Source organism: Polynucleobacter sp. AP-Melu-500A-A1 (assembly GCF_018882125.1).
Taxonomy (GTDB): Bacteria; Pseudomonadota; Gammaproteobacteria; order Burkholderiales; family Burkholderiaceae; genus Polynucleobacter.
The window spans coordinates 552970-577026 of sequence record NZ_JACVOZ010000001.1 but is presented as its reverse complement, the minus strand read 5'-3'; the positions used below and the strand labels follow the sequence as shown (position 1 = coordinate 577026).

Annotated in this window: 21 protein-coding genes; 10 read left to right on the top strand and 11 right to left on the bottom strand. The window is 43.7% G+C overall.

The features are described from left to right. The first annotated feature begins 2 nt into the window (after positions 1 to 2). From ICN38_RS03075 to ICN38_RS03065, 3 genes are read left to right on the top strand one after another with little or no spacing between them, the layout of a single operon-like run. A complete protein-coding gene (locus tag ICN38_RS03075; RefSeq protein ID WP_216254948.1) occupies positions 3 to 791 on the top strand; it encodes an ABC transporter ATP-binding protein in 789 nt (262 codons plus the stop codon). 36 nt (positions 792 to 827) lie between these two features. Next, entirely contained in the window at positions 828 to 1700 is an 873-nt protein-coding gene (locus ICN38_RS03070) for an alpha-1,2-fucosyltransferase (protein ID WP_216254944.1), read from the top strand. A gap of 60 nt (positions 1701 to 1760) precedes the next feature. Further along, entirely contained in the window at positions 1761 to 2549 is a 789-nt protein-coding gene (locus tag ICN38_RS03065) for a glycosyltransferase (RefSeq protein ID WP_216254939.1), read from the top strand. Here the strand turns inward: ICN38_RS03065 and ICN38_RS03060 are convergent. The 3 genes from ICN38_RS03060 to ICN38_RS03050 all read right to left on the bottom strand — a co-directional run bounded on the left by ICN38_RS03060 (position 2542) and on the right by ICN38_RS03050 (position 5409). Further along, on the bottom strand, positions 2542 to 3279 hold the full coding sequence (locus ICN38_RS03060; RefSeq protein WP_216254936.1) for an FkbM family methyltransferase: 738 nt from the start codon (positions 3277 to 3279) through the stop codon (positions 2542 to 2544). The two genes, ICN38_RS03065 and ICN38_RS03060, sit on opposite strands and share 8 nt — an antisense overlap. Positions 3280 to 3382: 103 nt before the next feature. Further along, on the bottom strand, positions 3383 to 4291 hold the full coding sequence (locus ICN38_RS03055) for a glycosyltransferase (protein ID WP_216254933.1): 909 nt from the start codon (positions 4289 to 4291) through the stop codon (positions 3383 to 3385). A 59-nt stretch (positions 4292 to 4350) separates the two neighbouring features. Continuing rightward, positions 4351 to 5409: a glycosyltransferase family A protein gene (locus ICN38_RS03050; protein ID WP_216254931.1), complete on the bottom strand. Its 1059-nt coding sequence runs from the start codon at positions 5407 to 5409 to the stop codon at positions 4351 to 4353. Positions 5410 to 5656: 247 nt separating this feature from the next. Here ICN38_RS03050 and ICN38_RS03045 point away from each other — a divergent pair, with 247 nt between their 5' ends. After that, the gene (locus ICN38_RS03045; protein WP_216254929.1) at positions 5657 to 6586 is read left to right on the top strand and encodes a beta-1,6-N-acetylglucosaminyltransferase; all 930 of its coding nucleotides are present in this window, start codon (positions 5657 to 5659) and stop codon (positions 6584 to 6586) included. Positions 6587 to 6600: 14 nt separating this feature from the next. On the opposite strand, the gene ICN38_RS03040 is transcribed toward ICN38_RS03045, so the two are convergent. Continuing rightward, complete coding sequence (locus ICN38_RS03040; RefSeq protein ID WP_216254926.1) at positions 6601 to 7491, bottom strand: hypothetical protein; 891 nt, start codon at positions 7489 to 7491, stop codon at positions 6601 to 6603. A 125-nt stretch (positions 7492 to 7616) separates the two neighbouring features. Here ICN38_RS03040 and ICN38_RS03035 point away from each other — a divergent pair, with 125 nt between their 5' ends. Further along, positions 7617 to 9182 carry a hypothetical protein gene (locus ICN38_RS03035; RefSeq protein WP_216254923.1) on the top strand — a complete coding sequence of 522 codons (1566 nt, stop codon included), beginning with the start codon at positions 7617 to 7619 and terminating at the stop codon, positions 9180 to 9182. Positions 9183 to 9205: 23 nt separating this feature from the next. Here the strand turns inward: ICN38_RS03035 and ICN38_RS03030 are convergent, their stop codons facing one another. Then, positions 9206 to 10639 (bottom strand): glycosyltransferase family 39 protein, encoded by a 1434-nt coding sequence (locus ICN38_RS03030; protein ID WP_216254921.1) that lies wholly within the window; start codon positions 10637 to 10639, stop codon positions 9206 to 9208. A gap of 202 nt (positions 10640 to 10841) precedes the next feature. Here ICN38_RS03030 and ICN38_RS03025 point away from each other — a divergent pair, with 202 nt between their 5' ends. Continuing rightward, positions 10842 to 11759 carry a glycosyltransferase family A protein gene (locus ICN38_RS03025; protein WP_216254919.1) on the top strand — a complete coding sequence of 306 codons (918 nt, stop codon included), beginning with the start codon at positions 10842 to 10844 and terminating at the stop codon, positions 11757 to 11759. A gap of 58 nt (positions 11760 to 11817) precedes the next feature. Here the strand turns inward: ICN38_RS03025 and ICN38_RS03020 are convergent, their stop codons facing one another. The 5 genes from ICN38_RS03020 to ICN38_RS03000 are packed head-to-tail and all read right to left on the bottom strand — an operon-like array spanning position 11818 to position 16159. Continuing rightward, positions 11818 to 12579 carry a glycosyltransferase family 2 protein gene (locus ICN38_RS03020; RefSeq protein ID WP_216254915.1) on the bottom strand — a complete coding sequence of 254 codons (762 nt, stop codon included), beginning with the start codon at positions 12577 to 12579 and terminating at the stop codon, positions 11818 to 11820. Next, positions 12576 to 13487 carry a glycosyltransferase family 2 protein gene (locus tag ICN38_RS03015; RefSeq protein ID WP_216254911.1) on the bottom strand — a complete coding sequence of 304 codons (912 nt, stop codon included), beginning with the start codon at positions 13485 to 13487 and terminating at the stop codon, positions 12576 to 12578. Before ICN38_RS03015 ends, ICN38_RS03020 begins: the two co-directional genes overlap by 4 nt. 38 nt (positions 13488 to 13525) lie before the next feature. Continuing rightward, complete coding sequence (locus ICN38_RS03010) at positions 13526 to 14242, bottom strand: glycosyltransferase (RefSeq protein ID WP_216254909.1); 717 nt, start codon at positions 14240 to 14242, stop codon at positions 13526 to 13528. A gap of 3 nt (positions 14243 to 14245) precedes the next feature. Further along, a complete protein-coding gene (locus ICN38_RS03005; RefSeq protein WP_216254907.1) occupies positions 14246 to 15481 on the bottom strand; it encodes a hypothetical protein in 1236 nt (411 codons plus the stop codon). 30 nt (positions 15482 to 15511) lie between these two features. After that, a complete protein-coding gene (locus tag ICN38_RS03000; RefSeq protein WP_216254904.1) occupies positions 15512 to 16159 on the bottom strand; it encodes a hypothetical protein in 648 nt (215 codons plus the stop codon). A 253-nt stretch (positions 16160 to 16412) separates the two neighbouring features. Here ICN38_RS03000 and ICN38_RS02995 point away from each other — a divergent pair, with 253 nt between their 5' ends. Continuing rightward, positions 16413 to 17507, top strand: a complete 1095-nt coding sequence (locus ICN38_RS02995; RefSeq protein WP_216254902.1) for a glycosyltransferase — start codon at positions 16413 to 16415, stop codon at positions 17505 to 17507. A gap of 50 nt (positions 17508 to 17557) precedes the next feature. Here ICN38_RS02995 and ICN38_RS02990 read toward each other — a convergent pair whose 3' ends face one another. Continuing rightward, positions 17558 to 19696, bottom strand: coding sequence for an O-antigen ligase (locus tag ICN38_RS02990; RefSeq protein ID WP_216254900.1), 2139 nt, complete (start codon positions 19694 to 19696; stop codon positions 17558 to 17560). 156 nt (positions 19697 to 19852) lie between these two features. Between ICN38_RS02990 and ICN38_RS02985 the strand changes: the two genes are divergently transcribed. Genes ICN38_RS02985 through ICN38_RS02975 form a run of 3 tightly spaced genes read left to right on the top strand, consistent with a single transcriptional unit; the run spans position 19853 to position 24056 of the window. Further along, complete coding sequence (locus ICN38_RS02985; RefSeq protein ID WP_216254895.1) at positions 19853 to 20764, top strand: NAD(P)-dependent oxidoreductase; 912 nt, start codon at positions 19853 to 19855, stop codon at positions 20762 to 20764. A gap of 9 nt (positions 20765 to 20773) precedes the next feature. Continuing rightward, positions 20774 to 21886, top strand: a complete 1113-nt coding sequence (locus ICN38_RS02980; protein WP_216254892.1) for a glycosyltransferase family 1 protein — start codon at positions 20774 to 20776, stop codon at positions 21884 to 21886. A gap of 34 nt (positions 21887 to 21920) precedes the next feature. Then, on the top strand, positions 21921 to 24056 hold the full coding sequence (locus ICN38_RS02975) for a DUF6311 domain-containing protein (protein WP_216254890.1): 2136 nt from the start codon (positions 21921 to 21923) through the stop codon (positions 24054 to 24056). Position 24057 lies beyond the last annotated feature (1 nt).

The following is a 24057-nucleotide window of genomic DNA, read 5'->3' as shown; positions in this document are numbered from 1 at the left end:
CCATGAGCTATGCCATTAAGGTTGAACACCTCTCTAAGCGTTACACCCTTTATCATGGTGCCTCAGCAGGCTCCTTAAAAGAATTAGCTGAATACGCCCGTCGTAAAATTCTCAATAAATTACGCCCCAATCGAGATGTTTCAACCGACCCCTATCAAATCACCTCAGAGGATTTTTGGGCCCTAAAAGATGTTTCCTTTGAAGTAAAAAAGGGAGCAAAACTAGGGGTAATGGGTCGCAACGGTGCTGGCAAATCTACCTTACTGAAGATACTCAGTCATATTACAGAGCCTACAGAAGGCAAAATTTCTATAGACGGGCAAATATCGAGCTTACTTGAAGTAGGCACTGGCTTTCACCCTGAATTATCGGGTCGTGAAAATGTCTTTCTCAACGGCGCCATCTTAGGTATGCCCAGGGCAGAGATACTACGTAAGTTTGATGAGATTGTGGCCTTTTCTGAGATTGAGCAGTTTATTGATACCCCATTTAAACGTTACTCCTCTGGTATGCAAGTGCGCTTAGCGTTCTCTGTAGCCGCTCATTTAGAGTCGGATATTTTGATCCTAGATGAAGTGCTTGCAGTAGGTGACGTCGCCTTTCAGAAAAAGTGTTTAAAAAAGATGGATGAAATTAGTAATAGAGGCACAACAGTCGTATTTGTCAACCACGGTGTTGATTCGATTAAACAGTATTGCAATCAAGCTATTGTTTTGGAAAAAGGTAAATTGATCTTAGATACCACCGATATTGACCAAGCTATTGCGCTATACCTGGGCGATGCTGCTTAAGCAAGCTGCTAGCCATCTTAATATCTTTAAAAGCAAATGATCATTGCGCGATTAAAAGGTGGTCTTGGTAATCAGCTATTTCAGTACGCCATGGGCAGAGTCTTAGCACTCAAACATTGCACTGATTTAATTCTAGATACTCGCGGCTTTTCACAAGATCCGCTCCGCAACTATCGCTTAGATTCTTTTCAAATCCAAGCTCGACCTTCTACCCATTTCTGGCTCTTTCCCGAAAATCGTATTGGGCGACGCCTTAACATCCTCCTGCAATGGTTCAGAAAGCTGACATCCCAACCTCTCACATTGATTCGTGAAGCGCAGTTTTCTTTCAATCCCACAGCTTTACTTGCGCCAGATCATTCTTATGTAGATGGTTACTGGCAAAGTGAAAAGTACTTCGCCTCAATTCGCACTCAATTACTGCAAGACCTTTGTCTGGCGATTCCATTAAGCTCATTTCAAACAGATTTAGCTCAGGCTATCCAAAATGACGAACATGCTGTGGCACTCCATGTGCGCCGCGGGGACTATGTAGCCGATCCAGCAACTACCGCTTTTCATGGTCTTTGTTCTTTAAATTGGTATCAGCAAGCTGCTGGACTAGTTTGTGAGCAAGTGCCCAACGCAAATTTCTATGTTTTTAGTGATGATTACGAGTGGGTCAAAAATAATCTCAAACTAGCAGCGCCAATACGTTTTATTGAGCCCAGCCCTGATGGTCAAGAAGCTATTGACCTTCATCTGATGTCTTTGTGTCGGCACAATATTATTGCCAATAGCTCTTTTAGCTGGTGGGGAGCTTGGCTCAATAACAATCCCAATAAAATCGTCATTGCGCCCCAGCGCTGGTTTGCTGCGGGTCATCAGGATACTAGCGATCTCATTCCTGAAAAGTGGATTAGACTCTAGTCATAAGTCCTAGCTTTTTACGAATCACTTTAACCCCCCCGAAGATCTATTTCCCAGCCTATGATTTCTATCGTGATTCCTGTCTATGAAATGAAGGGTTTAGGCGTATCCTTTTTGCGCCGCGGCTTAGACTCAATCAATAAGCAGGTTCTTGACTCCCAATATCCTGTTGAAATCATTGTGAGTGATCACAGCAAAGACACCCAGATTGCCGATTTCATTCAAACGTATTTGTCACGCTTTCCGATTCGCCACTGCTTGAACTCTGCTGGCCATGGCAATATCTCTCAAAACGTAAACTTTGGGATTACACAAGCCCAATATCCTTACATCAAAATTCTGTTCCAAGATGATTTACTAGTTGAGACATGCTACCTACAAACCATTGCTGATATTATCCGCGAGCAAGCCCCTGACTGTATCTTTACAAGCGCTACGCATACCACCAACACCGTTGAATTTACCGGTGATATGGTGCCGCGCAATAACGAATTTTTATTGTTTGGCCAAAATACCGTCAGCGATCCCTCTGTTCTTACGATTCGTAAATCTATTTTGGAAGAAATCCCATTTGATGAGAACGTCAAGCTATTGATGGATTGCGAGTTTTATTACCATCTCTTTAAGTATTACCCAAGCTTTTACTTAGCCAAGGATATTCGAATCGCTATTGGGGTTTGGTCAGGCCAAACCCAAGGGGATTTGACCACCAGTCACACTGTTGCCGAAATTGCGTATTTGCTGACTAAATATCCCAATGATGGCCTGCGAGAAAAGGTAGTAAGTTATTGCGCCTTTTTAGCCGATAAAGATACAGCCCTTGCAAAGGCCTTACGTAAAATTATCTAACGGGCGACTCTTTGCGAAGAAATATGGCGTCAAACTGCAAAGACTGCCCAGATTCATTATCAATAAACCCGGGGATAATCTGCCAAAGATAAAAACCATGGTCCTCAAAAAATTTGAGGAAGTACGGATAAAGCTCCTGATTGGCATAAAGCGGCACTAAAGAGAGCTCTAGCTGAACAGCAAATATCGACCGTAAACTTTGCAGCGCTCCAGACAATACATGCGCCTCAAATCCTTGTGTATCAATCTTCAAAAAGACTTTTTTCTTATCCTTGGCGTAGCGCTTATAAATCGAGTCCAAGGTAATCACGGGCGTACTTGCCGTACCAATGTAAACCGATTCTGGAGCTGAGTCTGAATGGGTATTGAGCATTGGTAATAATGAAGAGCTAAATGAATTTTTTGAAATATTGATCTGCGTTTGACCATTTTCTGAGCCCACGGCGCAGCGCGCATGAATGATCCATTGCGAATCTCCATCAGCATTCTCTAGCAATGTTTCATAGGCGTCCGGCAAGGGCTCAAATGACACCACCTGACCCAAGTAGCCCTGCTGCCGATTTTCGATCACGTATTGACCAATATTGGCTCCCACATCAAGCAATAAATCTACCTGGTGATACACAAGGGGGTTAGGCGGCTGAAGGCGAGCAAACTCTTTACGCACTTTATAGATTTTGAATCCGCAAGCGCTTAGCACTTGTTTGATCAGTTTTTTTAATGGGTTCATGAAGATGGTCGATTCGGCTTTATGTATTCAATCAATATATTAATAAATGGATCTGTATTTACTGTGCATCATTGGACTTATTACTTGCTCATAGCAACCCATCTCAAGCACGCCAAATTCGATAAGTACTGTGGGCCATTGCTTTTGGGGATGCTTGCAGCAAGGATTTACAGTATGGTCCCCACTTGCCCGATTGAGAACCTACCCGAAATGCCAAGCAGATGAGATTTAACTGATCACGATATTCCAGGCTAGATTGCCTCTGCAATAAAAACTCTAAAGCATCCTGACAGCGATTTAGATTGCGAGCGACAAATTGACGGCGGAGCCCCTTGGCCGATAACTCCATTTCGCCACCCTTGATTTTAGAGAGCGAACTGCCGTAATCGCGGTATTGATATAGCACTTGGTCTGAATTAACAAATTTGCCACCTGCCTCAAAGATTCTGACCCATAAATCAAAATCTTCCGCATCCGCGTCTTGGCGGTAACGCAGCTGATGCTTTTGCAAAAAGGCAGTGCGCATCATCACTGAGCCATGTGCAAAAGGTACTGTATTGGCCAGGCAAGCTACCACTCCTTCCATTGTCAGAGGCGCACTTAAGGTGCGCACGTAATTTCCTTCTTTAGAAATCACCTCAAAAAAAGACCCGCCGATATCGCCCGCATTGGACTCTAAAAGCGCTACCTGGGTTGCTAATCGAGCAGGCAGACTCACATCATCCGCATCCATCCGGGCAATGTATTTACCTCTAGCCTCATCAATCCCACGATTTAAAGTAGCCACCAAACCCATATTCTGAGGATTTTGTAAGAATCGAATACGCGCATCTTGATACGAAACAATCAATTGAGCGGATTGATCGGTCGAGCCATCATCAATCATCAGAAACTCAAAATGAGTATAGGTTTGATTGAGAATGCTGTCGATTGCAAGAGATAAATCAGCGCCGCCATTAAAGACAGGCATGAGTACCGTAACCAAAGGAGAGGTGCTGAGATTTTGCTCCATTAGAGTAGGCCTGCAAAATTTGGTATGACTATATTCAGAATCGCTTGATTAGACATTGCTTATCCAAAAACTTTTTTGAGTTTGTGCACGCGAACAGCTAGCCCTACTTTAATGCGATAGATCCAGTATTGGCTCCACTGAAACCAGCGCGCACCACCCTCAGATTGTAAGTAGGCTTGGTGGGCATACTGATAGTACAAATGATTTAGGTGATGGGATAGCAGCGGTCCAATTGGGGATTTGGGGTAGCGCTGGACAATCGACAGGGTTGCCTTCTTCAAAAGCTCCTTTACTGCAAAGCAGCTACCCTGTAATGAAAATCCCTTTGGATAACCGTGTGTGAGCGCGCCAAAGTTTTGCGCATCCACATTCATCGTCTTTAAGTTGGCGGCGTAGGCAATATTTTCACTGGAGATCAGCGCCAAGCGCTCAGAAAATGGATTGTTAAGTACTAAATTTTTTGGTCGAATTAAGCTAGACATACTATTTTGCATTTCTCGGTAGACCACTAAACGCTCAGGTAAATTGGCAACATCAAAATGGCGCACGATACGTGAGACATATTCATAGTCTTCTGGAGGTTGGCGAGCCAAGTCCGTCGTATACACCCCAACCCTATCCACTACTTCTTTGCGAAACATCCATGAGGTATGAACAAAAGGGTTGTTAAATAAGAGTTCGAAAGCCAGTACCCCAGAGTCACACGGATGATCGTGAGAGCGCCCAGTAGGCCCATGCTCAGACCAAATTTCAGATGCTGTACCAAGTAATCCACAATCAGGATGTGCATCAAAATAATGTATTTGCTTTTCAAGGCGGGTGGGCATTGATAAATCGTCGTGATCTTGTCGGGCAATAAAGTGCCCCCTCGATAAAGCTATGCCACGATTAAGCGACTTAGCTAATCCCTGATTTTCTTGGGTAACTACTTGAATTCGCGGATCATTAAATTGAGCAAGGGTCTCTAACGTATCATCCGTAGAGCCATCATTAATGATGATGAGTTCAAAATCCGCAAAGGTTTGATTCAAAATAGACTCAACTGAACCTGCCAGTAGATGACCGCCATTTTTTACGGCCATCACTACTGAGATTGCTGGAGAGGAAGTAGCGCTCATGAGATCTTGCAAACGGATTCGAGATTAGAATTGAATTTAATATGAAGCATCTTTAAGACTAGGCATCTTTCATGTCAGGACAAGCCAAGCTAGCATGGAGATATTTTAATTCATCACCCCTAGCTCAGCTCAGAATATACTCAGATCTGCATTTAGGGTAATAGAGGGCATAAGCAGCTTTCACCCCAGTATTTAACCAATCTATCTGACAAAAAATAGTCCTGCACACAAATCCTCGCCAAAGCCCATGAAACACGCCTTCATCATTACCGCTTATCGAGATCCAGAGTCACTCAAAAGCCTATTTAGTCAGCTTTTGGAACTCCCAGAGGCAAGTGTGTGTTGCCATATTGATGCTCGTAGTAAAGCGATGGCCACATCTACGCAGCGCTATTTAGAGCACAAACGATTAAGTGATTCGCGCTATGAGCGCATTTATTTGCAAGCTGACCAAACCATCCGCTGGGCCAGTTCTGATCATTTTCAGATACAAATGCAATTGTGCGCAAAAGCTGCTCAAGATGGTGCCCACTACTTTCATACGATCACAGGGCAATGTCGCATCATTGTTACCGTCGAGTGCTTTATCCAATTTTTTGATAAATATGTAGGCCAAAGCTTTATGGAGCTGGCAAAAATGCCAGCAGCTCACTGGTCTGGTAATGGTGGACTCGATCGGGTGGCGTACTACCAACTCTTTGATCTACTAGATGCAAGACGTTATGGCCGCGTGTTTGATATTCTCAATCGCACCCTCTTGAAATTACAGCGCACTTTAGGATTGTCACGCTTAAATGGCTACCCCAGTATTGGTAAGACCTTTTGGGGCGGCTTAGGATATTGGTCCTTGCATCATAGCGCTATGGAGCGCTTGTTGGCGCACCCTGCATTAAAGGAGCGGAGCTATCGCCATAGTCTATGCGCCGAAGAGTTTGTGCCGCATTCCATTCTCATGAACGATGCGCACATTCAACAGAACCCTGAGCAAATGATCAATCACACCCTACGATATGTTCATTGGGAATCTTCGCATGGAGAGGTGCCAGGAATTTTAGATGCCACCCATTTACCTGTCCTGATAGCAGCGCAAAATCAAAACTACCCCGTTTTATTTGCGAGAAAGTTTGATTCTGTGATCTCTCAAGATTTGATCACCCAGCTACCGATATCTTCCTAGGCTCTATTTAGATACTATTTTTTATTAGTTTGGCGGTAATGTGATAACCACTCGCGCGCCCGAGTAAGCCAGATATGGCGGCCAGCCAAACGCTCTTCAAGGCGCTGGCATTTCTCATGGGCATTCAAATACAACTTTTTGTAGATTTCTAATTCAGCTTTGCTATCGCCCCTCAAGATAAGGGCATCTATATCAAGCTTTTGCTCTGAGGCTTGGCGAATGACCTGATGCTTTTTTTCTAAATGCAGCACATAAGGCGGCTCAACTGGAGTTTGCCCTTCTGGCCAAGCAAAGGTCGGTGGCAGAGCCTCGCAAACTTGCGTTGATAAATATTTATTGAGATACGACTCATCATGCCAAATCGGAATATTGCCTAGACTTAAATCTTCATCTACCTTCTGGGCTAAAGAGCGAATCATCTGGCTAAACGCGAAAGATTGTCCTCCCCAAAAACATCCTTGGTAGTAATGCTTACGCAATGGCGGTGGCACATAGCAAGAATCTGCACGGTCAATTTCAAAAGCGCCTGGCCCTTGCACATAACCAGGGTGACGCACAGCAATGAGTGCATGATCAAAAATAGCGGTGGGTGGAGTAGCCACAACTCGCATATCCGCATCCATGTAGAGAATAAAATCATGCTGCTCTAACTGGGCTAAGTTTTGTGCAATCCAGCGATAACGCAATAAGGTACTAAATGGCCAAGCAAAATGTTGAATAGGGATATTTTTTACCCCTGCAATTTGGGCGCTGGTATCGGTAAAGCAATACAACTGAACTTGATAATCGGAGAAGTTGAAATACTGATCTAGAGATGCCTTCAGATTGGGAATAAATTCCTCAAAATACTTACCTGTGGCAATCACAATAATGCCAAGGGTTTTAGAAGGTCGAGCGCTATTCATATTGGGTCACTAGGTATGGGACTATTGTATCTTTTATAGGTCATTAGGCCGATTTACTTCATTCATTTCGATCACCAGCGCCAAGCCTATAATTTCAGCTATTCATTTCGCTAAGGGTTTATCGAATGCAGCCCCAACGTTGGTCATTTTCAGGGCATCTTATTTTGGCGGTCAGTTTGGCGCTCTTATGGCTATTTCTGGCCTCCCTATGGGTGCCCATTTCGATGGAACCCGTGGGCTACTATCGCGACGTTAATCTCTTACAAGAGCTAAAACCCAGAGCTTTAGTCAATACTGTGGCAACCCTTTTAGGCTTATCAAATTGGGGCTTTAATGCCCTCAAAGTCTTTAGTCTGTTTATTTGGCTTACCCTGATTTTGCTCAGTCTTTCACAAAAAATTCTCGCTCCAGCAGAGCACAATCCTAGATGGGTCTTTATACGATACCTAGCGCTCAGCTTTATATTTGCATGGAGTACGGTCACCTTTATGACCTATGGCGGGGTGGCTATCTTAGATGCCATTCCGTATTGTCTGGTACTCATTGCTACGTTGATATGCCTAAATATCGGACCGCAATCTTGGCTTGCATGCCTCTTGGTAACGATCTTGCTCTTGTCTGCAGCACTAGCTCATGAAAAATCACTTTTTGATATTGCCATACTGGGCATTTGGTTTTCATGGCGCTGGGGCATTTTTAAAGCCTTTCGTTTTTTTCTGCCCACAGCAGTGAGCTGTTTATTGTTCTTATGGCTCGTTCAAAATGAGGGTACTTCTGGCTTAAGTGCCTTGAACTATTTGGCCATTTTGCACTCAGGCATTGAGTTTATGAAGGTGCACTCTTTTAGTTTGCTAGCCGTTATATTTGGCGGGGGCGCCCTTTGGGGAGTCTATGCTATTGCGTCCTATTACTTTATTGCAGGCTCGCACTCTGGATTGGAGATCCTAAAACGCATTTTCTTATCAGTCGTACTGCTGTTAATCTGCTTTACCCCCCTACTCATTTCCTGGGATACCAATCGTTTGGTAGACCTCATTTGGCTACCCACCTTCTTAATGCTGATGGAATTACCAGAAAAAAATTGGGCTGGGAAAAATCTTTTTGTTTCCTGTGCGCTAGCAATGCTTTGTCTTGCTCAGTTGTTTGTCCCGCCACTACTCAGAACGAACGACTTAGTATTTGCATTTAACTCTTATGCCACTCCCTTTGCCCAAAAATTTAAACGGGATAACTTTAATAGAGAATCTTTAATTCAGGCTGGAGAATCTCTTTCATTTACCAAAGATGGATTAGGTAGCCGCTGCTTAGTATTAGATGGATGGAATGATCAAGAGCCATGGGGCTTGTGGAGTAAAAACCTTGGGAAGGTATCTTTTGGCAATCTGGGCGCAGGTATTCAATCAATTGAAGTGACTGCAAAAGCACTGGTTGGACCTAAACAACCCACTCAAAGTATTACGGTATTCATCAATCAAGTACCTAGTCAAACTATCACTCTTAACAGTCTTGAATCAAACACCTTTACGATTACCTTACCCAAACCAACTAAACCTGGCGAACCCTTAGATCTTTGGTTTCAGATTAATCAGCCAAGCACCCCAATTCAGGCAGGGATCTCTTCAAATGATGATCGCACTTTAGGATTAGGACTCATCAAAATCGATTTTATCGGCGCTGAGAAAAAGAACTAGTCTAAATATATACAGCGGGTCTGCTATGGGCACTGAGCTCTAATGATTTTTGTTTCATCAATCGATTGATTGCCTTGCATCCGGATAAATATCTTAGGAGCACTTGCCTTACAAAATAGCGCAATCATCTCCCGGTCTTGCAAATGCGCGTGCAGTTGTAAAGATCTATCTTGTTTCATCACCTTTAGCGGTTTACCGCCTTGGTAATCAAATGAATTCCACTGCGCAAGGTTGGCGATAAATACTTGTGAGCCTAGAGTGATCTGAGGTAAGTGTTTTTGAAATAGTTCAAATTGCTCTCGAGTCTGCAAGGTATTCGAAACGTAATAATCCCGTTTGTCATGAAACCATTGACTGCCAAGTGGAAAAGCCACGAGCGCAATACTGAGGGCCGGAATCGCAATTCGATATATCAATCCAAGTGGAAATAAAGCGCCAATAGCCATTGCTAAGAAAAAATGGGGTGCATATAAATACAGCTGACCTAAATGATTTTTCAGTAGCAAGGTTGGGCCGAGTAAACCCAAAAATCCAATGGCACTCACTATCAATACTTTGCGATAGTGCGCAGATCTCACAATGGCCAATACCCAGAGAATAGCCGCCACCAAAATCATGAATCCATGGAGGGTATTCCATACTCGGCGCTGTGGATCCCAAAGGTTTTCATAAAACATGGTGCCCAGGTAGTAGTTCAAGTTTTCCAGGATTCCAGAAAAATGTAAGCCATACGCATCACTATTACCCACTATGGCTGACTTTTGCATGAGCACGCCATACCAAACCCCCATGACTCCCATCACTAGCCAATAAGGCCATAAGCGAGTGATAGATGCTCTTAAAGAGTGCTTTTCTAACAAGTAGGAGATGAACAAAATGATGATCGGCAAGGAAATGGCAAATTCCTTAGTACGAATCGATAGGAAGTACACCAAGGCGCCCAGCACAATCCAAACCCAGCGGTTTTGTTTCACTCCTAACTGCCATAAGAAGATCGATAGCAAGCAAGCCGTTGCACCCACCAAATCAAAAACAGCCGCAGTCCAAAACACGGCATCATTAGCCACCACCCAAGTGCCTGCCAATACCGCAGCGAGAGCAGCGCCGCTAGCACCAATGTATTTTTTAGCAATCCAAAACAGCATTAGGCAATTGACAATATGCACACCCAATTGGAAAAGATAAAAAGCATCGGAATCTAAACCAAAGAGGGTGTACATCAACTTAACAACCAAAGCGCCCACCGGACGATCGTTATACACGGCACCTGGCAATATAGTAAAGATTTGACTGACCGTTGAAAACTGAGCCGTATAGAGCCAGTCCCAATCGTCACCTACAAAAAATTGATAAGAGTAAGCAAATTTCAGATTAATGAATGCGACCAATCCCACGATGAGCAAAGGTAAGAACCATTGCTCCGCTTTTTGATGGGGATTAATCATGAGTGATGTCATTATTTATCTACAGTATTTACCTGGCGCTTTAGTATTACGCTTTAGTATTGCCCTTTAGTATTGCGCGTTATCAGTAGGCAAATTATCCCATTAAATATCGCGATCAATAACTCCTGCAGGTCAGCAAGAAGAAGGCATTCTCAAGGATTTTTACCCTCAGCCTAGCGCAAAAACAGCCCCTATTTGCTGATAAGATAGGTCCATGATTGATGTCATCATTCCAGCCTATAACGCAGCAGCCTATATCAGACCGACTCTAGCGTCATTGGTCTCTCAGGACTCCCTCATTAGCACTGTGATTGTGGTGAACGATGGCTCAACCGATCAAACTGCGCAAATTGTGCAAAGCTTTACTTTGGAACATCCTGAGCTCACCATCAAACTCATTAACCAAGTCAATGGCGGACTTTCAAATGCACGCAATACCGGAATTACCCATTCCCAAAGTCCCTATATTGCCCTTTTAGATGCCGATGATCTTTGGCTCGCTAATAAGCTCTCTTTGCAATATGCACTCTTTCAAAATTCTCGTGATCCCACTTTGGGATTGGTCTATTGCGGCTATCAACTGATTGATGAAACTGGAGAACTCCTGTCCGATAGCCAAGGCATTATTCCCCCACGTTTGCGAGGTAATGCACATCAAGCATTACTCAAGGGAAATTTTATTTCTGGTAGTGGCAGTAGCGTTCTGATTAAGCGCAGCGTATTTGATGCGGTGGGTCTGTTTAACGAACAACTACCTGCTTGTGAAGATTGGGAAATGTGGTTGCGTATTAGCAAGCAATTTACGGTGGACTATGTAGATCTAGCCTTAGTACACATTCGTCAACATCGCCAGAGCATGCAAAAAGATAGTATGCGCATGCTTAGCGCAGAGCTTCTAGTACTTAATCTCTTTTATCAAAATCAAGAGCGCAATCCTTTTTTACTATGGAAGATTCGCACGATCTTGCATAGCAAACACCTCACTGCCCAGCAAATTCCGAGCTTTAAGGATTGTGCACCCCAATTGCAGTCAGCACTTACCGGCTGGCAACAAACGCTCGCTAGTGTCGCCCTCACTCCCTTGGAGTGGGCTGCGCAGTGGTATTGGAAATATAAGAGTACTAAAGCCTAGGATAATCCTTGCCAGCAATAGAAAAGGTCTTAGAACTTCTAACCCTCTAGAGCACCCGCTAATGCTGTAAGCGACCTTTAATCGCACCCCAAAGCTTGAGTGGAATTTTAGGCAGCAACATCGCCATATTGGAATAGATACCATTGGCTTTGCAGGCGCGTACGATTTCTTGATTGAGCACCCAATTCCGCATCAAGCTAGCAGTGCTTGCACCGCCTGAGCGCATTTGTACTACTGCTTTGGGAACATACACATACGGCGTTTGCTCGACTGCCAAGATGCGAATGAGCATTTCGTAGTCTGCTGCAATTTGATAGTCAATCGCAAAAGGCCCCACCTTGTCATAGACTTTTTTCTTGACAAAGAAAGTTGGGTGCGCCGGCATCCAGCCATAACGAAATTTACGAGGGTGAAAGTGACTTGAATCGTAATAACGCAAGACTTTACTGTGATCATGCTGATCTACCAAGACTAAGTCCGCGTAAACGGCATCAGCATGGGCTTTTTGCATAGCCGCCATTAACTCACTAATCACCTGCGGGTATAAATACACATCATCCGAATTGAGAATCCCGATCACATCACCAGTAGCTAAGGCAATACCTTTATTCATCGCATCGTACATGCCGCGATCTGGCTCTGAAATCCACTTAGCAATCAGCTCACTATTTTTTTCAATGATGGCTAGGCTATTGTCAGTAGAGCCCCCATCGACAATGATGTGCTCTATGTCAGGAAAATCCTGCGCTGCTACAGAGGCAATGGTTTGCTCTAGGGTTTTGCCACTGTTGTAGCACACCGTAATAATCGATACCCTCACAAAGCAATTCCCAATACGGACTCAATAGCTTCTTGTGGGCTCACGCGGTGCTTTTTCATATAGCGCTCAACTTCAGCAACCTTCGCATCAACCAAAGAGCGATACCACAGGGCTTGAAGAAAATGAAATTGAGTACCGCGAGCGCCATCTAAAAAACCCAACATGAAAATATAGCGCCACAAGAAATACACTGATGAGCGCAGCCCCCCTGGTAGGCGCGCGTAGATATTTTCTTTAATCCAGCGTTTAGTCCCGATCGCCGTATTGGAGTTGCCTTTGGTGCTTAGAGCAGCTACTGAATTTTGCGCCGCAAATTGATACTTTAAATTGAGTAAATCGACGGCTTCGCGATTTGAGTAATGATTGTGTTTATCGATCCACCATGAGAGGGGTTGTAAGTTATCGTCAATCATTACCGATTTGAGATGGACGACAGGGCCTTCGACTTTAATATGCTCATCCATCCAGCGCGCCTCAGATTGCCCGAAGCCATAGCGAAATAGACGCAATACTTGATTAGCACCAACGGCGCCATAGCGAATCAATTTTCCCTGAAAACACATTTGCCGAATACAGGTGACTCCATTGACCTTAGGGTCCAGGGTAGGCAACAAGGCATGAATATCAGAAACAAGTTGATCGCTCAATATTTCGTCAGCATCAATGCGCATCACCCACTGCGTACTAACAGGCAATTGGCTTAAAGCCCAGTTCACTTGATTAGAGTGGTTGTTATCCCAAGCGCGTTGAATGACTGTGGCGCCATATTGCCTAGCAATCTCAAGCGTGCGATCGGTAGAAAAACAATCAACTACCACCATATCTGAAGTTAATTTGGCAGCACTCTCTAAGCAGCGTGCTAAATGCAACTCTTCATTAAAGGTGAGGATGATGGCGGTAACGGTCATTGCGTATTAGTCTACAAGAAGTGCGCTGGGCAACATACTTAGCCTGACGTATTCTGCGTCTTAATCTTTAAGGCGCGCTTTAAATAATGGGTTTTGAGCCAAAAGACAAAATGCGCCCACCAAGATGGGCAGCCGTTTTTCATGAGGGCATGGCGATATTCAGCGAGTAATTTGGGTAAATGCTGATCGCTACCGTAAGGCTCATTGACAATCAAAGTGCGGGCAATGCGCTTCATCTTTAAGGGCTTACGGTTAATGCGTAAATAATGCTCAAAATCAGCTGCAAAGCGATAAGACTCATCAAAGGGCTCTACTAATAATAGAGCGCGAGAATAAATAATCGCCTGGTGCGAGGTGGGCATAGACCAAAAGCGCCACAGATTCATGCGAGGCAAGCGAATCTGGTCACGAATCTGAAAACCAAATAAATTCAGATCCATTGACGGATCACATCCTAGGCCGCTAATACTAGTAATCTGAGGCGCTAGCGTGTCACCGCTATTAAGAAAAAGAATTTGATCGCCACGAGCAGCTTGAACGCCTTTATTCATGGCATTGTAGATTCCGCTATCACGCTCACTAATGACCACATCCCCAGCGCCAGCAAACTCTTGGGCTAGCGCTACCGAACCATCAGTGGATACCGAATCAATACAAATCCACTCAAACTCATTGCGGGGCAATTGCTTGATTGATTCAATGGTTTGTCTCAAGCCCGCTAGATTGTCTTTATTAATCGTGATGATCGAGAGCATGACTTAATGCGCTCCAATGATCTGCGCTGAGCCTGATGGTCCTGAAGGACTCATAGAGCTCTGATGTTGCGCGGCATGCAATTGCGCATAAGCAAAAGTAGAGACGAGCACCCCTAAAAAAGCCAAGCCATTAGAAAATCCACCTACTGAAGTTGCTACGCAGGTAATGGGGGTGAGGACAATTAAGGCCAATTTCCAACCCATCTCTTTTTTCACAATCAAAAAGAAGATCAGTGGAATCAGTAAAGTGACATAAATACCGTACTGATACAAAGCGCGGGTATAAAAGGCTTGGAGCATCAAGGGATCACAGTTATGACTATTGCCTGTAAACCACTCCGCAAAATCGGGTAACTTGCTACAGACATATCCGGGCACCTTCTGATAGATACCGTATCCAAAGGGCTCTTTCAGCATCTCTAGAAAACTAAATTGATAGTGCTCCAAAATCGCTTGTAATGATTGCACGCGATCAATCGTATTTAATGGTGCACTAATATTGCGCCCGCGCCCAATATAAAACGCCGCTAAACCAGCAAGAGCTAGAGCACCTAATTTTTGGCGCCAGCTCACTGCCAAAAAATAATAGACACATACTGCAGCAAATGACAGTAAGCCCGAGCGACTACCCGCAATCGCGATCACAAAACCTAAAATCAGAAAATCACGCCATTTGCGCTCTTGGTAGATAAAGAAAACAATAATGAAGCAATTGAGATAAAACGTAATTTCAAAATTATTTTCAAAAATGAAATAAGGGCGAATAGTAAGCAACTGCCCTAAATTAGCGTTTTCTTTCCAATGCACTAAATATAAATTCCACAACAAAATACAGGGATATAGACCCAAGAACATCCGCACCCACTTATACAAAGGAACGAATGGATAGTTTTTGGAATACAGAGCCAAAATACAGATATATACAAAAGGTTTAAGAACAAGCCAGTAATTGTTAGCAAACTGAATGTCTAGGGCCTCTGGAGAGAATACAAAGTAAGCCCAAAACAATAAGATCCCAGTGAAAAACAGTAGCGAGACTTCTTGATCTAAATCCCGAAATTTATAGACCACGTAAGCAAGCAAAAATAGGTCGGGGATAAAAAAAACTGGTGGGTGATAAATAAATATCGCCGTATTAATCAAACAGCACACTATTAATACTTTAATGAACTCCCAAATGGAGATTCTCTGCGAAGCAGGATCTGTTAATGGAAGAGCTTTAGTGATTGCACTAGTCATGAATATATTGCTAAGAGCCTAATGGTGCTGCTAAGCACGATACTTCTTGCGTAAACTCACGCCAAAAATAGCCAGAAAGAATCCAGCCAATATCGCCGTGAGTAAAACCTTCTCCAACTTAGGGCGAATGTAACTATCACTAACCCGAATGGGTTGCACCATCATAGGTGGATCAAAAACAATCGCCGGATTAACGCCTGCTGCATTAATCTCTGACATCCGCCGATTAAATATGCCATTGAGATCAGAAGTTACCACCGCTAAGAGCATGTGGGCGCAATGTATCACTTGGTCTTTACCCTCTTGGCGCAGGGAAAACTGCACGGTGTCCCCGTTATTCAATAGTCCCATTTGGGTTGTATTAATAAATTCTTTGCGCTTCGCATTGCTATCGTCACCATAGCAACTTTTGATAAATTCAGGCGAATAGCCCACAGGGTTTTGCATTCCGCGCATGTAATCCAAGCCAGAAATTAATAACTGCCATTGGCTCTTAGTTGGATCAGCTGGTAATGGTTTTTGCACCTTAGGTACCCGCATGGCAAAGTCTGCCTCATAAATCTTCGGCGCAGTCGCAAAATACAATGCAGCCAGCAACAAACAGGTAATTTCAGTTAGAACAAGGACTTTCCAGTTTTGCGTAAGCCAATTGATCGAACTTCGGTAACTAATATTCATAGTGCATTCATTGATTTAGCCATTACTGGCAGGGCATCCCCAAAGCTTAAGAATGATTCATCGCAACGATTCACCCAGCTAGGAAATAGGGCAAATTTTACTTCTAAATAGGCCAATTTCTGCATTTCGCCAGCCTCTAGACGACTGGGAGTCTCAAAAACCACCATTCAAAGTGGTAAAGTCAGCAAATAGTGATGAAAGTCACCGTGAGCTCAGCCCAAAGCCTTGCCGTTTACAACAATAAAGCCCTGATATGTCTGCTGTTCTGATTGCCCTTTTTGTTTCCCTAGCAGGGTGTCTGATCCTGATCCGCTACGCGCATTTGCATGAGCACATTACTGGCGATACAGACCTTAAAGGCATTCAAAAATTTCACGCTAGTCCAGTACCGCGCATTGGTGGCCTTCCTATATACATTGGAATTGCCTGCGCTCTCATTCCCCGCTGGACAAACGATGCTACGGTCGCCCTATTTGCCACGCAACTCTTAGGTGCAGCAGTTCCCTGCTTTCTCGTGGGTTTACTAGAAGACCTCACAAAAAAAATTGGCGCTAAAGAGCGTCTTCTTGCAACAATGGTGTCAGCTGCTATCGCTGGTTGGCTTTTAGAAGCTTGGCTTACCAATGTGCAAATTTTTGGAGTTGATTGGATTTTATCGATCCCCTTAATTTCTATGGTCTTTACCTGCTTTTGCATCGCCGGCGTTGCACACTCTTTTAATTTGATTGATGGCTACCATGGCTTGTCTGGTGCAGTAGCGGTCATTATTTTGACAGCGCTAGGTTACGTTGCCTTTCAGATTAAAGACTATCCCATCATGGTGTGCGCCCTTGCGGGTATCGGCGCAATCGTCGGCTTTCTATTTTGGAATTACCCTAAAGGGCTGATTTTTCTGGGAGATGGCGGCGCCTACTTAGTTGGCTTTTGGATTGCAGAACTTTCCCTGTTATTGGTACTGCGCAACCCCAGCGTATCTAAATGGTTCCCGCTCTTGCTGTGCTTTTATCCCATCTTTGAGACGCTGTTTACGATTTACCGACGTATTGCGTTAAAGCGTGTTAGCCCGGGCTTACCGGACGCCGCCCATTTACATCAGATTATTTATCGCCGCGCAGTACGCTGGGCTATTGGGAGCTCTGAGGGAGCGCTACTAACCCAACGAAATGCGATCACTGCACCCTATCTTTGGTTGCTATCAAGTGCGGCAGTGATTCCTGCAGTGATTTTTTGGAATAACCACATTGCACTGAAAATCTGTAGCGCGCTCTTTGCGTTGACCTACATCTGGCTCTATTGGTCCATCGTGCGTTTTAAGACACCCAAGTGGCTCATTATTCAAAAAGACTAATCAGCAGGGAAGTGATGGCTAATGAGCTGTCACTGCTTGTAGACTAGTTTTTACCAAGACGACACCTTTTCAAGCCTCACACCCAAACGTCTTGCATCCGTATTGATTCCCAAATCGCGCGGTGTAAAACAACTTGATACCTCTAGTCGTGCAGTAATGAGGTTTGGTGAGTTGACGTATTCCTTAGGGAGTTCCAGTGTCAAAGTAGCCGGGGCATTACTAGTCCAGCGTTGAGTCGTTCTTGCAATCGGTACCTTACCTTTACCCGCCTCCCAAGAGAGCAGTTCAAATTGAGCTACCAATGGCCGACGATCTAGCCCAGGCCGATCAGGATTGACCTGCAATTCAATCTTTTGCTTGCCAGTCAGTAATTTTTCTTCCCAAGCACCTGAAGTCCAGCCATCGATACCCAGGGATTTTTCTTTGATAAAGCAATCTGCCCCATAAATAAAAGGTAGGCGCCCATAAGCAGTGAATAACTCTAATCCTACGAAACACAATAGCAGTGCAGCGCCAAGCCATTTCGAACGCGTTGAACGTGTTTGACCACCAACAACCTGACCCGCATTAACAGAGTTTCCAGCATAAGCCAGGGAATACATGAGAGCCAATAAAGAGGCTGCTAATAGTAAATTCTCGCGCACCAAAAACGCATGAGCAAATAGATTGCCTAAAAAGAGACTAAGTAAACCAATGATTGCCGGATACAGCAAAGAAGGTGTGCGTGCTACTTTGAAGGGGAATACAAAAGCCAGCAAGAAAACGCTGATGCCAATCAAGCCCAGTTCAGCAAGTGTTTGTAAAAAATAATTGTGCGCATTTTCTCCACCATTGAGACGCAAAAATTCAGACTTACTAAAACTGATATTAGAAGATAAGTGATAGAACTCACCTTGACCCACACCCATCAGCGGATAGCTAGAGATCATATTGATAGCAGCGCTCCAAATCTCAAAGCGAGAACCCATCATGCCGCCTAAATCACTTAGACTAGTCAGATTACGTGAGCGCACTTGCGCTAGCAATTCATTTATCCACTGCAAGCCCGGCAACTGCGCTCCCGAAACATATATTCCCCAAACGCCAATGACTCCTAGTCCAACTAGCATCAGCAGGGTAAACAACACTGGATAAAAACGTTTTTTGTGAGAGCGATATAAATAGACTAGCCCCAGCACTATCAAGGCGATGATGGCAATAATTAATGAAGCGCGCGATTTACTAGCAATTAATCCAATGAAAGACAGTACAAACACTAAAGACAATAAGCATTTCTCAGTGCGTGATTTACAGACCCAAAAATATCCCCATAAGCCTACGACCCCAAGCAGCATATGGGAAGCAAACGCATGTAAATCAGGTTGCAAGCCCATCGCAGCAAAGCCTAAGGCATCTTTGCGAAAACTCAGTTGGGATTCAGCAAGACCAAACCCAGTGATACTTTGGAAGATTCCCACTGCTGCTGAAACAGCTAGGCCAGCTACGAGTGGCTTAAAGATCTGGGCATTTCGTTTTTCTACTGGAAGTGATTGCAAATAATCAAACAGCATGGCAATGAATGCGACTGCCAATGTATAGGAAACCCAATCTCCAATGGGCATAAAATCCGCACGCCAATCCATCGGGCGAAAATGTATCAAATTAAATAGCACGCCCTTAAAAGAAGTTTGGGTTGCTGATAAATACAAATTGCGAGAAATCGCAATGGCAGTTGAAAAACTAATGATTAGTAAAGCTAGGCTCACTGGCCATAGCAAAGATAAATTTCTTAGAAAGCCTAGGGGCTCTCCACTAGCTAGGGCTGAGCTACTTTTCTTAAACAGTAATCTTTGAATACCTAAGCCCAAAAAAGCACCCGCAACTAAATCTATACCAGCATTTGGAAGCGCCAAAAATGGGACCTGAGTTATGAGCTCTAAAAAATGATGCAGATTAGCCGATAGAGGCAATAGGAAAATCACCGCTATTAGTGCTCGTGACCCCATTGACAATGCCAGTACAAATGAAAGTAAAAACAACAGACTGGTTGCAAGGACCTTACCTTGGCCTAGGTAATAGAGGTTATTGGCCAATACCGCCAAGCTCGCTAGCGCGAACAAAACATAAAATAAGATCGAGAGCGGGTAAACGCGTCCACTCTCAGAATTAGGGTAAGTAGTTAATTTCAATATTTTGGTCGTGAAAGACATATCTTTGCGTTCATGAGTACTAAATCAAGCGATTCGGGTACTTTTAGGCTTAGGCGAGTCTATTTTAGGGGTAGATATCAAAAATTACGGCAAAATAAGGAAATTAACCCTTTATCTAAGCTTCTTGGCTTTAGACCAAATTAAGACCCTCTCATTTTGACGTTTTCGGCTTCCACTACCCCATCTTCCTCACCAACGCTCTTGGTAACAGGTGCTCGTGGTTTTACGGGAATTCATATTACCGAGATGGCACAGAAGCAAGGAATCAAGGTTATTGCGCTTGAATCCAACCTAAATGATGAAAAGGCGTTAAACCAAGAAATTGCACAAATCTCCCCTGACTATGTAGCGCATCTTGCTGGAATTAGTTTTGTTGCCTCTAAGGATCATGAGGCCTTTTATCGAGTGCATGCTCTAGGCACTAGCAATCTATTACAAGCCCTCACAAAATTACAAACCGCACCAAAGAAAATTTTATTAGCTAGTAGCGCCACGGTTTATGGCAATAGCCCCAATCATTTGTCTGTTGAAGATCAGCCCTTAACGCCAATTGATCACTACGCAATTAGCAAAGTCGCCATGGAAGATATGGCTAAAACTTTTTTCAATCGCTTACCGATTGTGATTGCCAGGCCATTTAATTACACAGGTCCTGGTCAAAAAGGAAACTTCCTGATTCCCAAATTGGTTGATCATTTTGCCAAGCGCAAATCTTTTATTGAACTTGGAAATCTGAATATCGAACGCGAATTCAACGACGTAAATATGATTTGCGATGCTTATCTAAAATTACTTGAACTTGGTAAAGCAAATGAAATCTACAACGTCTGCTCTGGACAAGCTCGCTCATTGCAGTTTGTCGTAGATACCCTTAAAAAGATAACGGGTCACGCCATTGAAATTCGCGTCAATCCGGACTTTGTACGCGCTAGTGAAGTGCATCGCATGGTTGGTAGCCCAGAAAAGCTAAAGCAGTTGCTTGCTGGCAATGGATTATCACTGCAAATACCTGCATTAGAAAATACATTTAAACAAATGCTTGATGCTTCTTCGAGCTCTTCCGCCTAAGGCTTCTGTGTGAAAGTTGCATTTGGAGCCACCCTCCTTGATCGAGGTTTAAATAACCCAAAGCAAGATGGAATTGATGGTATAGGCCAATACTGCCAAGCGCTTTTGAAGCAATACCAACAAACCCCTTCTGCCCCAACGATTGCTCCTTATTCTTTTGGGCAAGAACAAAGTAACTGTGGTGCTACTCTGTTGCCGAGCTACTCAAGTCATGCCCTAGGTGAGCTAAGCCATATACGTCCAGAAGCATTTTTCAAGGGCGCGGATCTAATACATTCAACTGACCAATTTATACCGATTACAAATAAGCCTTTACTTGCAACGGTTATGGATGTCATTCCCTTAAGTCATCCACAATTTCTGAAATCCCAATCGCGTTACTTCAAGTCATTTCTTTGGAAAAAACTCACCCAGCGTGCCGATCGCATTATTACGATTTCTGAATTTTCTAAAACAGAAATTACCAAGCATCTTGGATTTTCCGAAAATCAAATTGAAGTAATTCCACTGGGGATAGATAAGCGCTACTTTCAAAAAGTTTCCGATGCAGACAAACAAGCAACATTAAATGCTCTTGGCATTACAAGACCATTCTTTTTGTTTCTGGGCTCCATTCAGCCCCGCAAGAACTTAGTTCGCCTATTAGAGGCACATGCCAAACTTCCCGGCTCGCTAGCCCGTGACTACCCTTTGGTTATCGCTGGAAAACTTGCTTGGGATGATGGCAAGATCTTAGATGCAATTAATCAGGCCGTAGCTGAAGGTCGAGCTAAATGGCTTAATTACATTTCAGAAGATCAAAAGTATTGCTTATTACAAAGTGCTATGGCCCTCACCTTTGTGAGTCTGTATGAGGGTTTTGGCCTGCCCATTACTGAGGCCTTTGCCTCCGAATTACCAGTGATTACCTCCAATTGCACTTCTATGCCAGAGGTTGCTGGAAACGCAGCCATTGTCGTTGATCCACAAAACTCCCAAGAGATTACTGCGGCGCTTGAAGCTCTCATTCAGGACTCTGATTTGGCTGAACAATTGAAAGCTGCAGGACTAGAACGCTCTCAACTCTTTTCTTGGGAAGCGAACGCTCAAAAAACAGTCTCTACCTATCAAGCGATGGTTTGATACCCCAAATTGATTTATTGATTAAATTACTGTTATGAATTTACAAAAAAGAGATTGCTCATTTTTGTACGCCTTATTACTTGGGGCTGCTGCTTTTTTTATGGTGGTTGGATTTGCCCCGCTAAATCCCAATAATGCTGACTGGATATTGGGTCGTCTGGATCCTACCCAGCATTATCTAGGTTGGCTTTTTTTTCGTAATGGGCCATGGACTTTCCCAGTAGGCTTAAGTCCGCTCTTTGGCCAAGACTTGAGTAGCTCAATTGTCTACTCCGATTCAATCCCGCTGCTAGCTATCCCCCTTAAAGCTATCGGCCCTTTATTGCCAGATCGCTTTCACTACTTTGGTATCTGGATCTTTGCTAGCTTTCTATTACAAGCTTGGCTTGCATGGAAGATATTGGGGCTTTACTCCAATAGCAAGATGCTCAAACTTCTAGGATGCGGTTTATTTGTTTTCTTTCCACCAATGCTTTGGCGCATCAATACACCTGCTGGTGGTCATTCTGCTCTTGTGGGTCAATTTCTTGTTCTTTGGGCACTCTATTTAATTCTCAGACCCACTCAAAATAAACGCACTCTTCTTTGGGTGTTATTGCTGTCTACAGCGGTCATGACCCATTTTTATCTCTTTGCCATCGTCAGTTTGCTATGGCTAGCTGATTTGGCTAATCACCACTTTATTCAGCGTGATATCAGCGCTAAAAATGCCTTAAAGGAAATTCTTCTAGCATTAATCATTACCTTACTACTTGCATGGCAAGCGGGATATTTTGCAATCTCCGCCTCTCTCAACAGTGAGCGAGGTTATGGTTTTTATGGAATGAATGTCCTGGGGCTAATTGATTCTCAAGGTTGGTCATACATACTTGAAAGCAGAACAAATCCGTCCTCATGGGGAGAGGGATTTGCATACCTTGGGCTAGGAGCGATTATTGCCGGGCTATTTGCTCTCATTGCATTATTCAAAACCTCAGCCGGAAATATGCCTGCACTTAAAGCATTTTTCAGAAATCATCGCTTTCTTGGCGTGCTCATCATTTTCTTGACGTTTTTTGCCATCAGCAATCGAGTTGGGTTAGGTGACTTTAGTTTTACTTACCCCTTACCTGCCTGGCTATTGAAGGTGGCAGATACCCTTCGATCTTCTGCAAGAATATTTTGGCCCATTCATTACCTTTTAATCATTACGTTCTTTGTGGCAATAGTGAGAACGTTTTCTCACAAAGTGGCCCTGGGAATTATTACCGTTTGTTTTATTTTACAGGCCAGTGATACCAGTAAAGGTTGGTTGGAAAATCGTAAGCAATTGGCTACTCGCCATTCTGCTGAAGAGCACACTCATAATCTTAGCAATTCGTTTTGGAATTCTGCAGGAAAGTATTACAGCGACCTGACGATAGTTCCTTCAGTAAATAGGCCCCCTAATTGGGAAAATTTCTCCATCTATGCAGTGACCCATCATATGAGAACGAATGCCGCTCATATGGCGCGGGTTGATCTCGCCAAGCAAGAAGCGAGCAACGCCAAATTAAATCAGCAGATTGATACTGGCGCCTTTGATCAAGGCACGCTATATGTAGTAGAAAACCGCTTTGTCATTGCTGCCTTAGCAACAGCCTCTGACAATACAGCGATAGCCAAAATAGATACTTTTAATGTAATCGCTCCCAAATGGAATGACTGTAGCAATTGCCCTCCAATAGACCCAAAACTAATACTGAGTCGGGACCGCTATGCTTCAAAACTCGGCGAAGTGATTTCTTTTGCTAACTCATCACCCAATAGAAGTTATTACTTTCGGAGTGGCTGGTCTTGGTCTGAAGATTGGGGTACTTGGTCAGATAGCAAAAATGCAACTCTTAACTTTACTTGGCCACAACTTTCACCCAAATCACTCAATCTGCAATTTGATACCTTTGTTGTAAAAGGTAAGCACTTGGTTCAGGAAATTGATGTCAAGGTAAATGGGGTCTTTTACAAAAAACTATTCTTAACTCATGTTTACGACAATGAGCTAGACATTATTTTTACCCCAGAGATGAAAAAATCTAGATATCTATCCATTGAATTTGAAATGCATAATCTAGCAAGACCAGTTGACCTCATTGAAGATCGACCCGATCATCGAAAACTCGGTATTGGCATTAGAACTGCCATATTTAGATAAA

Excerpts from the sequence above, each read along its gene's own strand:
- ICN38_RS03075 (WP_216254948.1), top strand. The coding sequence starts at position 3 with ATGAGCTATGCCATTAAGGTTGAACACCTCTCTAAGCGTTACACCCTT.
- ICN38_RS03070 (WP_216254944.1), top strand. The coding sequence starts at position 828 with ATGATCATTGCGCGATTAAAAGGTGGTCTTGGTAATCAGCTATTTCAG.
- ICN38_RS03065 (WP_216254939.1), top strand. The coding sequence starts at position 1,761 with ATGATTTCTATCGTGATTCCTGTCTATGAAATGAAGGGTTTAGGCGTA.
- ICN38_RS03060 (WP_216254936.1), bottom strand. The coding sequence starts at position 3,279 with ATGAACCCATTAAAAAAACTGATCAAACAAGTGCTAAGCGCTTGCGGA.
- ICN38_RS03055 (WP_216254933.1), bottom strand. The coding sequence starts at position 4,291 with ATGGAGCAAAATCTCAGCACCTCTCCTTTGGTTACGGTACTCATGCCT.
- ICN38_RS03050 (WP_216254931.1), bottom strand. The coding sequence starts at position 5,409 with ATGAGCGCTACTTCCTCTCCAGCAATCTCAGTAGTGATGGCCGTAAAA.
- ICN38_RS03045 (WP_216254929.1), top strand. The coding sequence starts at position 5,657 with ATGAAACACGCCTTCATCATTACCGCTTATCGAGATCCAGAGTCACTC.
- ICN38_RS03040 (WP_216254926.1), bottom strand. The coding sequence starts at position 7,491 with ATGAATAGCGCTCGACCTTCTAAAACCCTTGGCATTATTGTGATTGCC.
- ICN38_RS03035 (WP_216254923.1), top strand. The coding sequence starts at position 7,617 with ATGCAGCCCCAACGTTGGTCATTTTCAGGGCATCTTATTTTGGCGGTC.
- ICN38_RS03030 (WP_216254921.1), bottom strand. The coding sequence starts at position 10,639 with ATGACATCACTCATGATTAATCCCCATCAAAAAGCGGAGCAATGGTTC.
- ICN38_RS03025 (WP_216254919.1), top strand. The coding sequence starts at position 10,842 with ATGATTGATGTCATCATTCCAGCCTATAACGCAGCAGCCTATATCAGA.
- ICN38_RS03015 (WP_216254911.1), bottom strand. The coding sequence starts at position 13,487 with ATGACCGTTACCGCCATCATCCTCACCTTTAATGAAGAGTTGCATTTA.
- ICN38_RS03010 (WP_216254909.1), bottom strand. The coding sequence starts at position 14,242 with ATGCTCTCGATCATCACGATTAATAAAGACAATCTAGCGGGCTTGAGA.
- ICN38_RS03005 (WP_216254907.1), bottom strand. The coding sequence starts at position 15,481 with ATGACTAGTGCAATCACTAAAGCTCTTCCATTAACAGATCCTGCTTCG.
- ICN38_RS03000 (WP_216254904.1), bottom strand. The coding sequence starts at position 16,159 with ATGAATATTAGTTACCGAAGTTCGATCAATTGGCTTACGCAAAACTGG.
- ICN38_RS02995 (WP_216254902.1), top strand. The coding sequence starts at position 16,413 with ATGTCTGCTGTTCTGATTGCCCTTTTTGTTTCCCTAGCAGGGTGTCTG.
- ICN38_RS02990 (WP_216254900.1), bottom strand. The coding sequence starts at position 19,696 with ATGTCTTTCACGACCAAAATATTGAAATTAACTACTTACCCTAATTCT.
- ICN38_RS02975 (WP_216254890.1), top strand. The coding sequence starts at position 21,921 with ATGAATTTACAAAAAAGAGATTGCTCATTTTTGTACGCCTTATTACTT.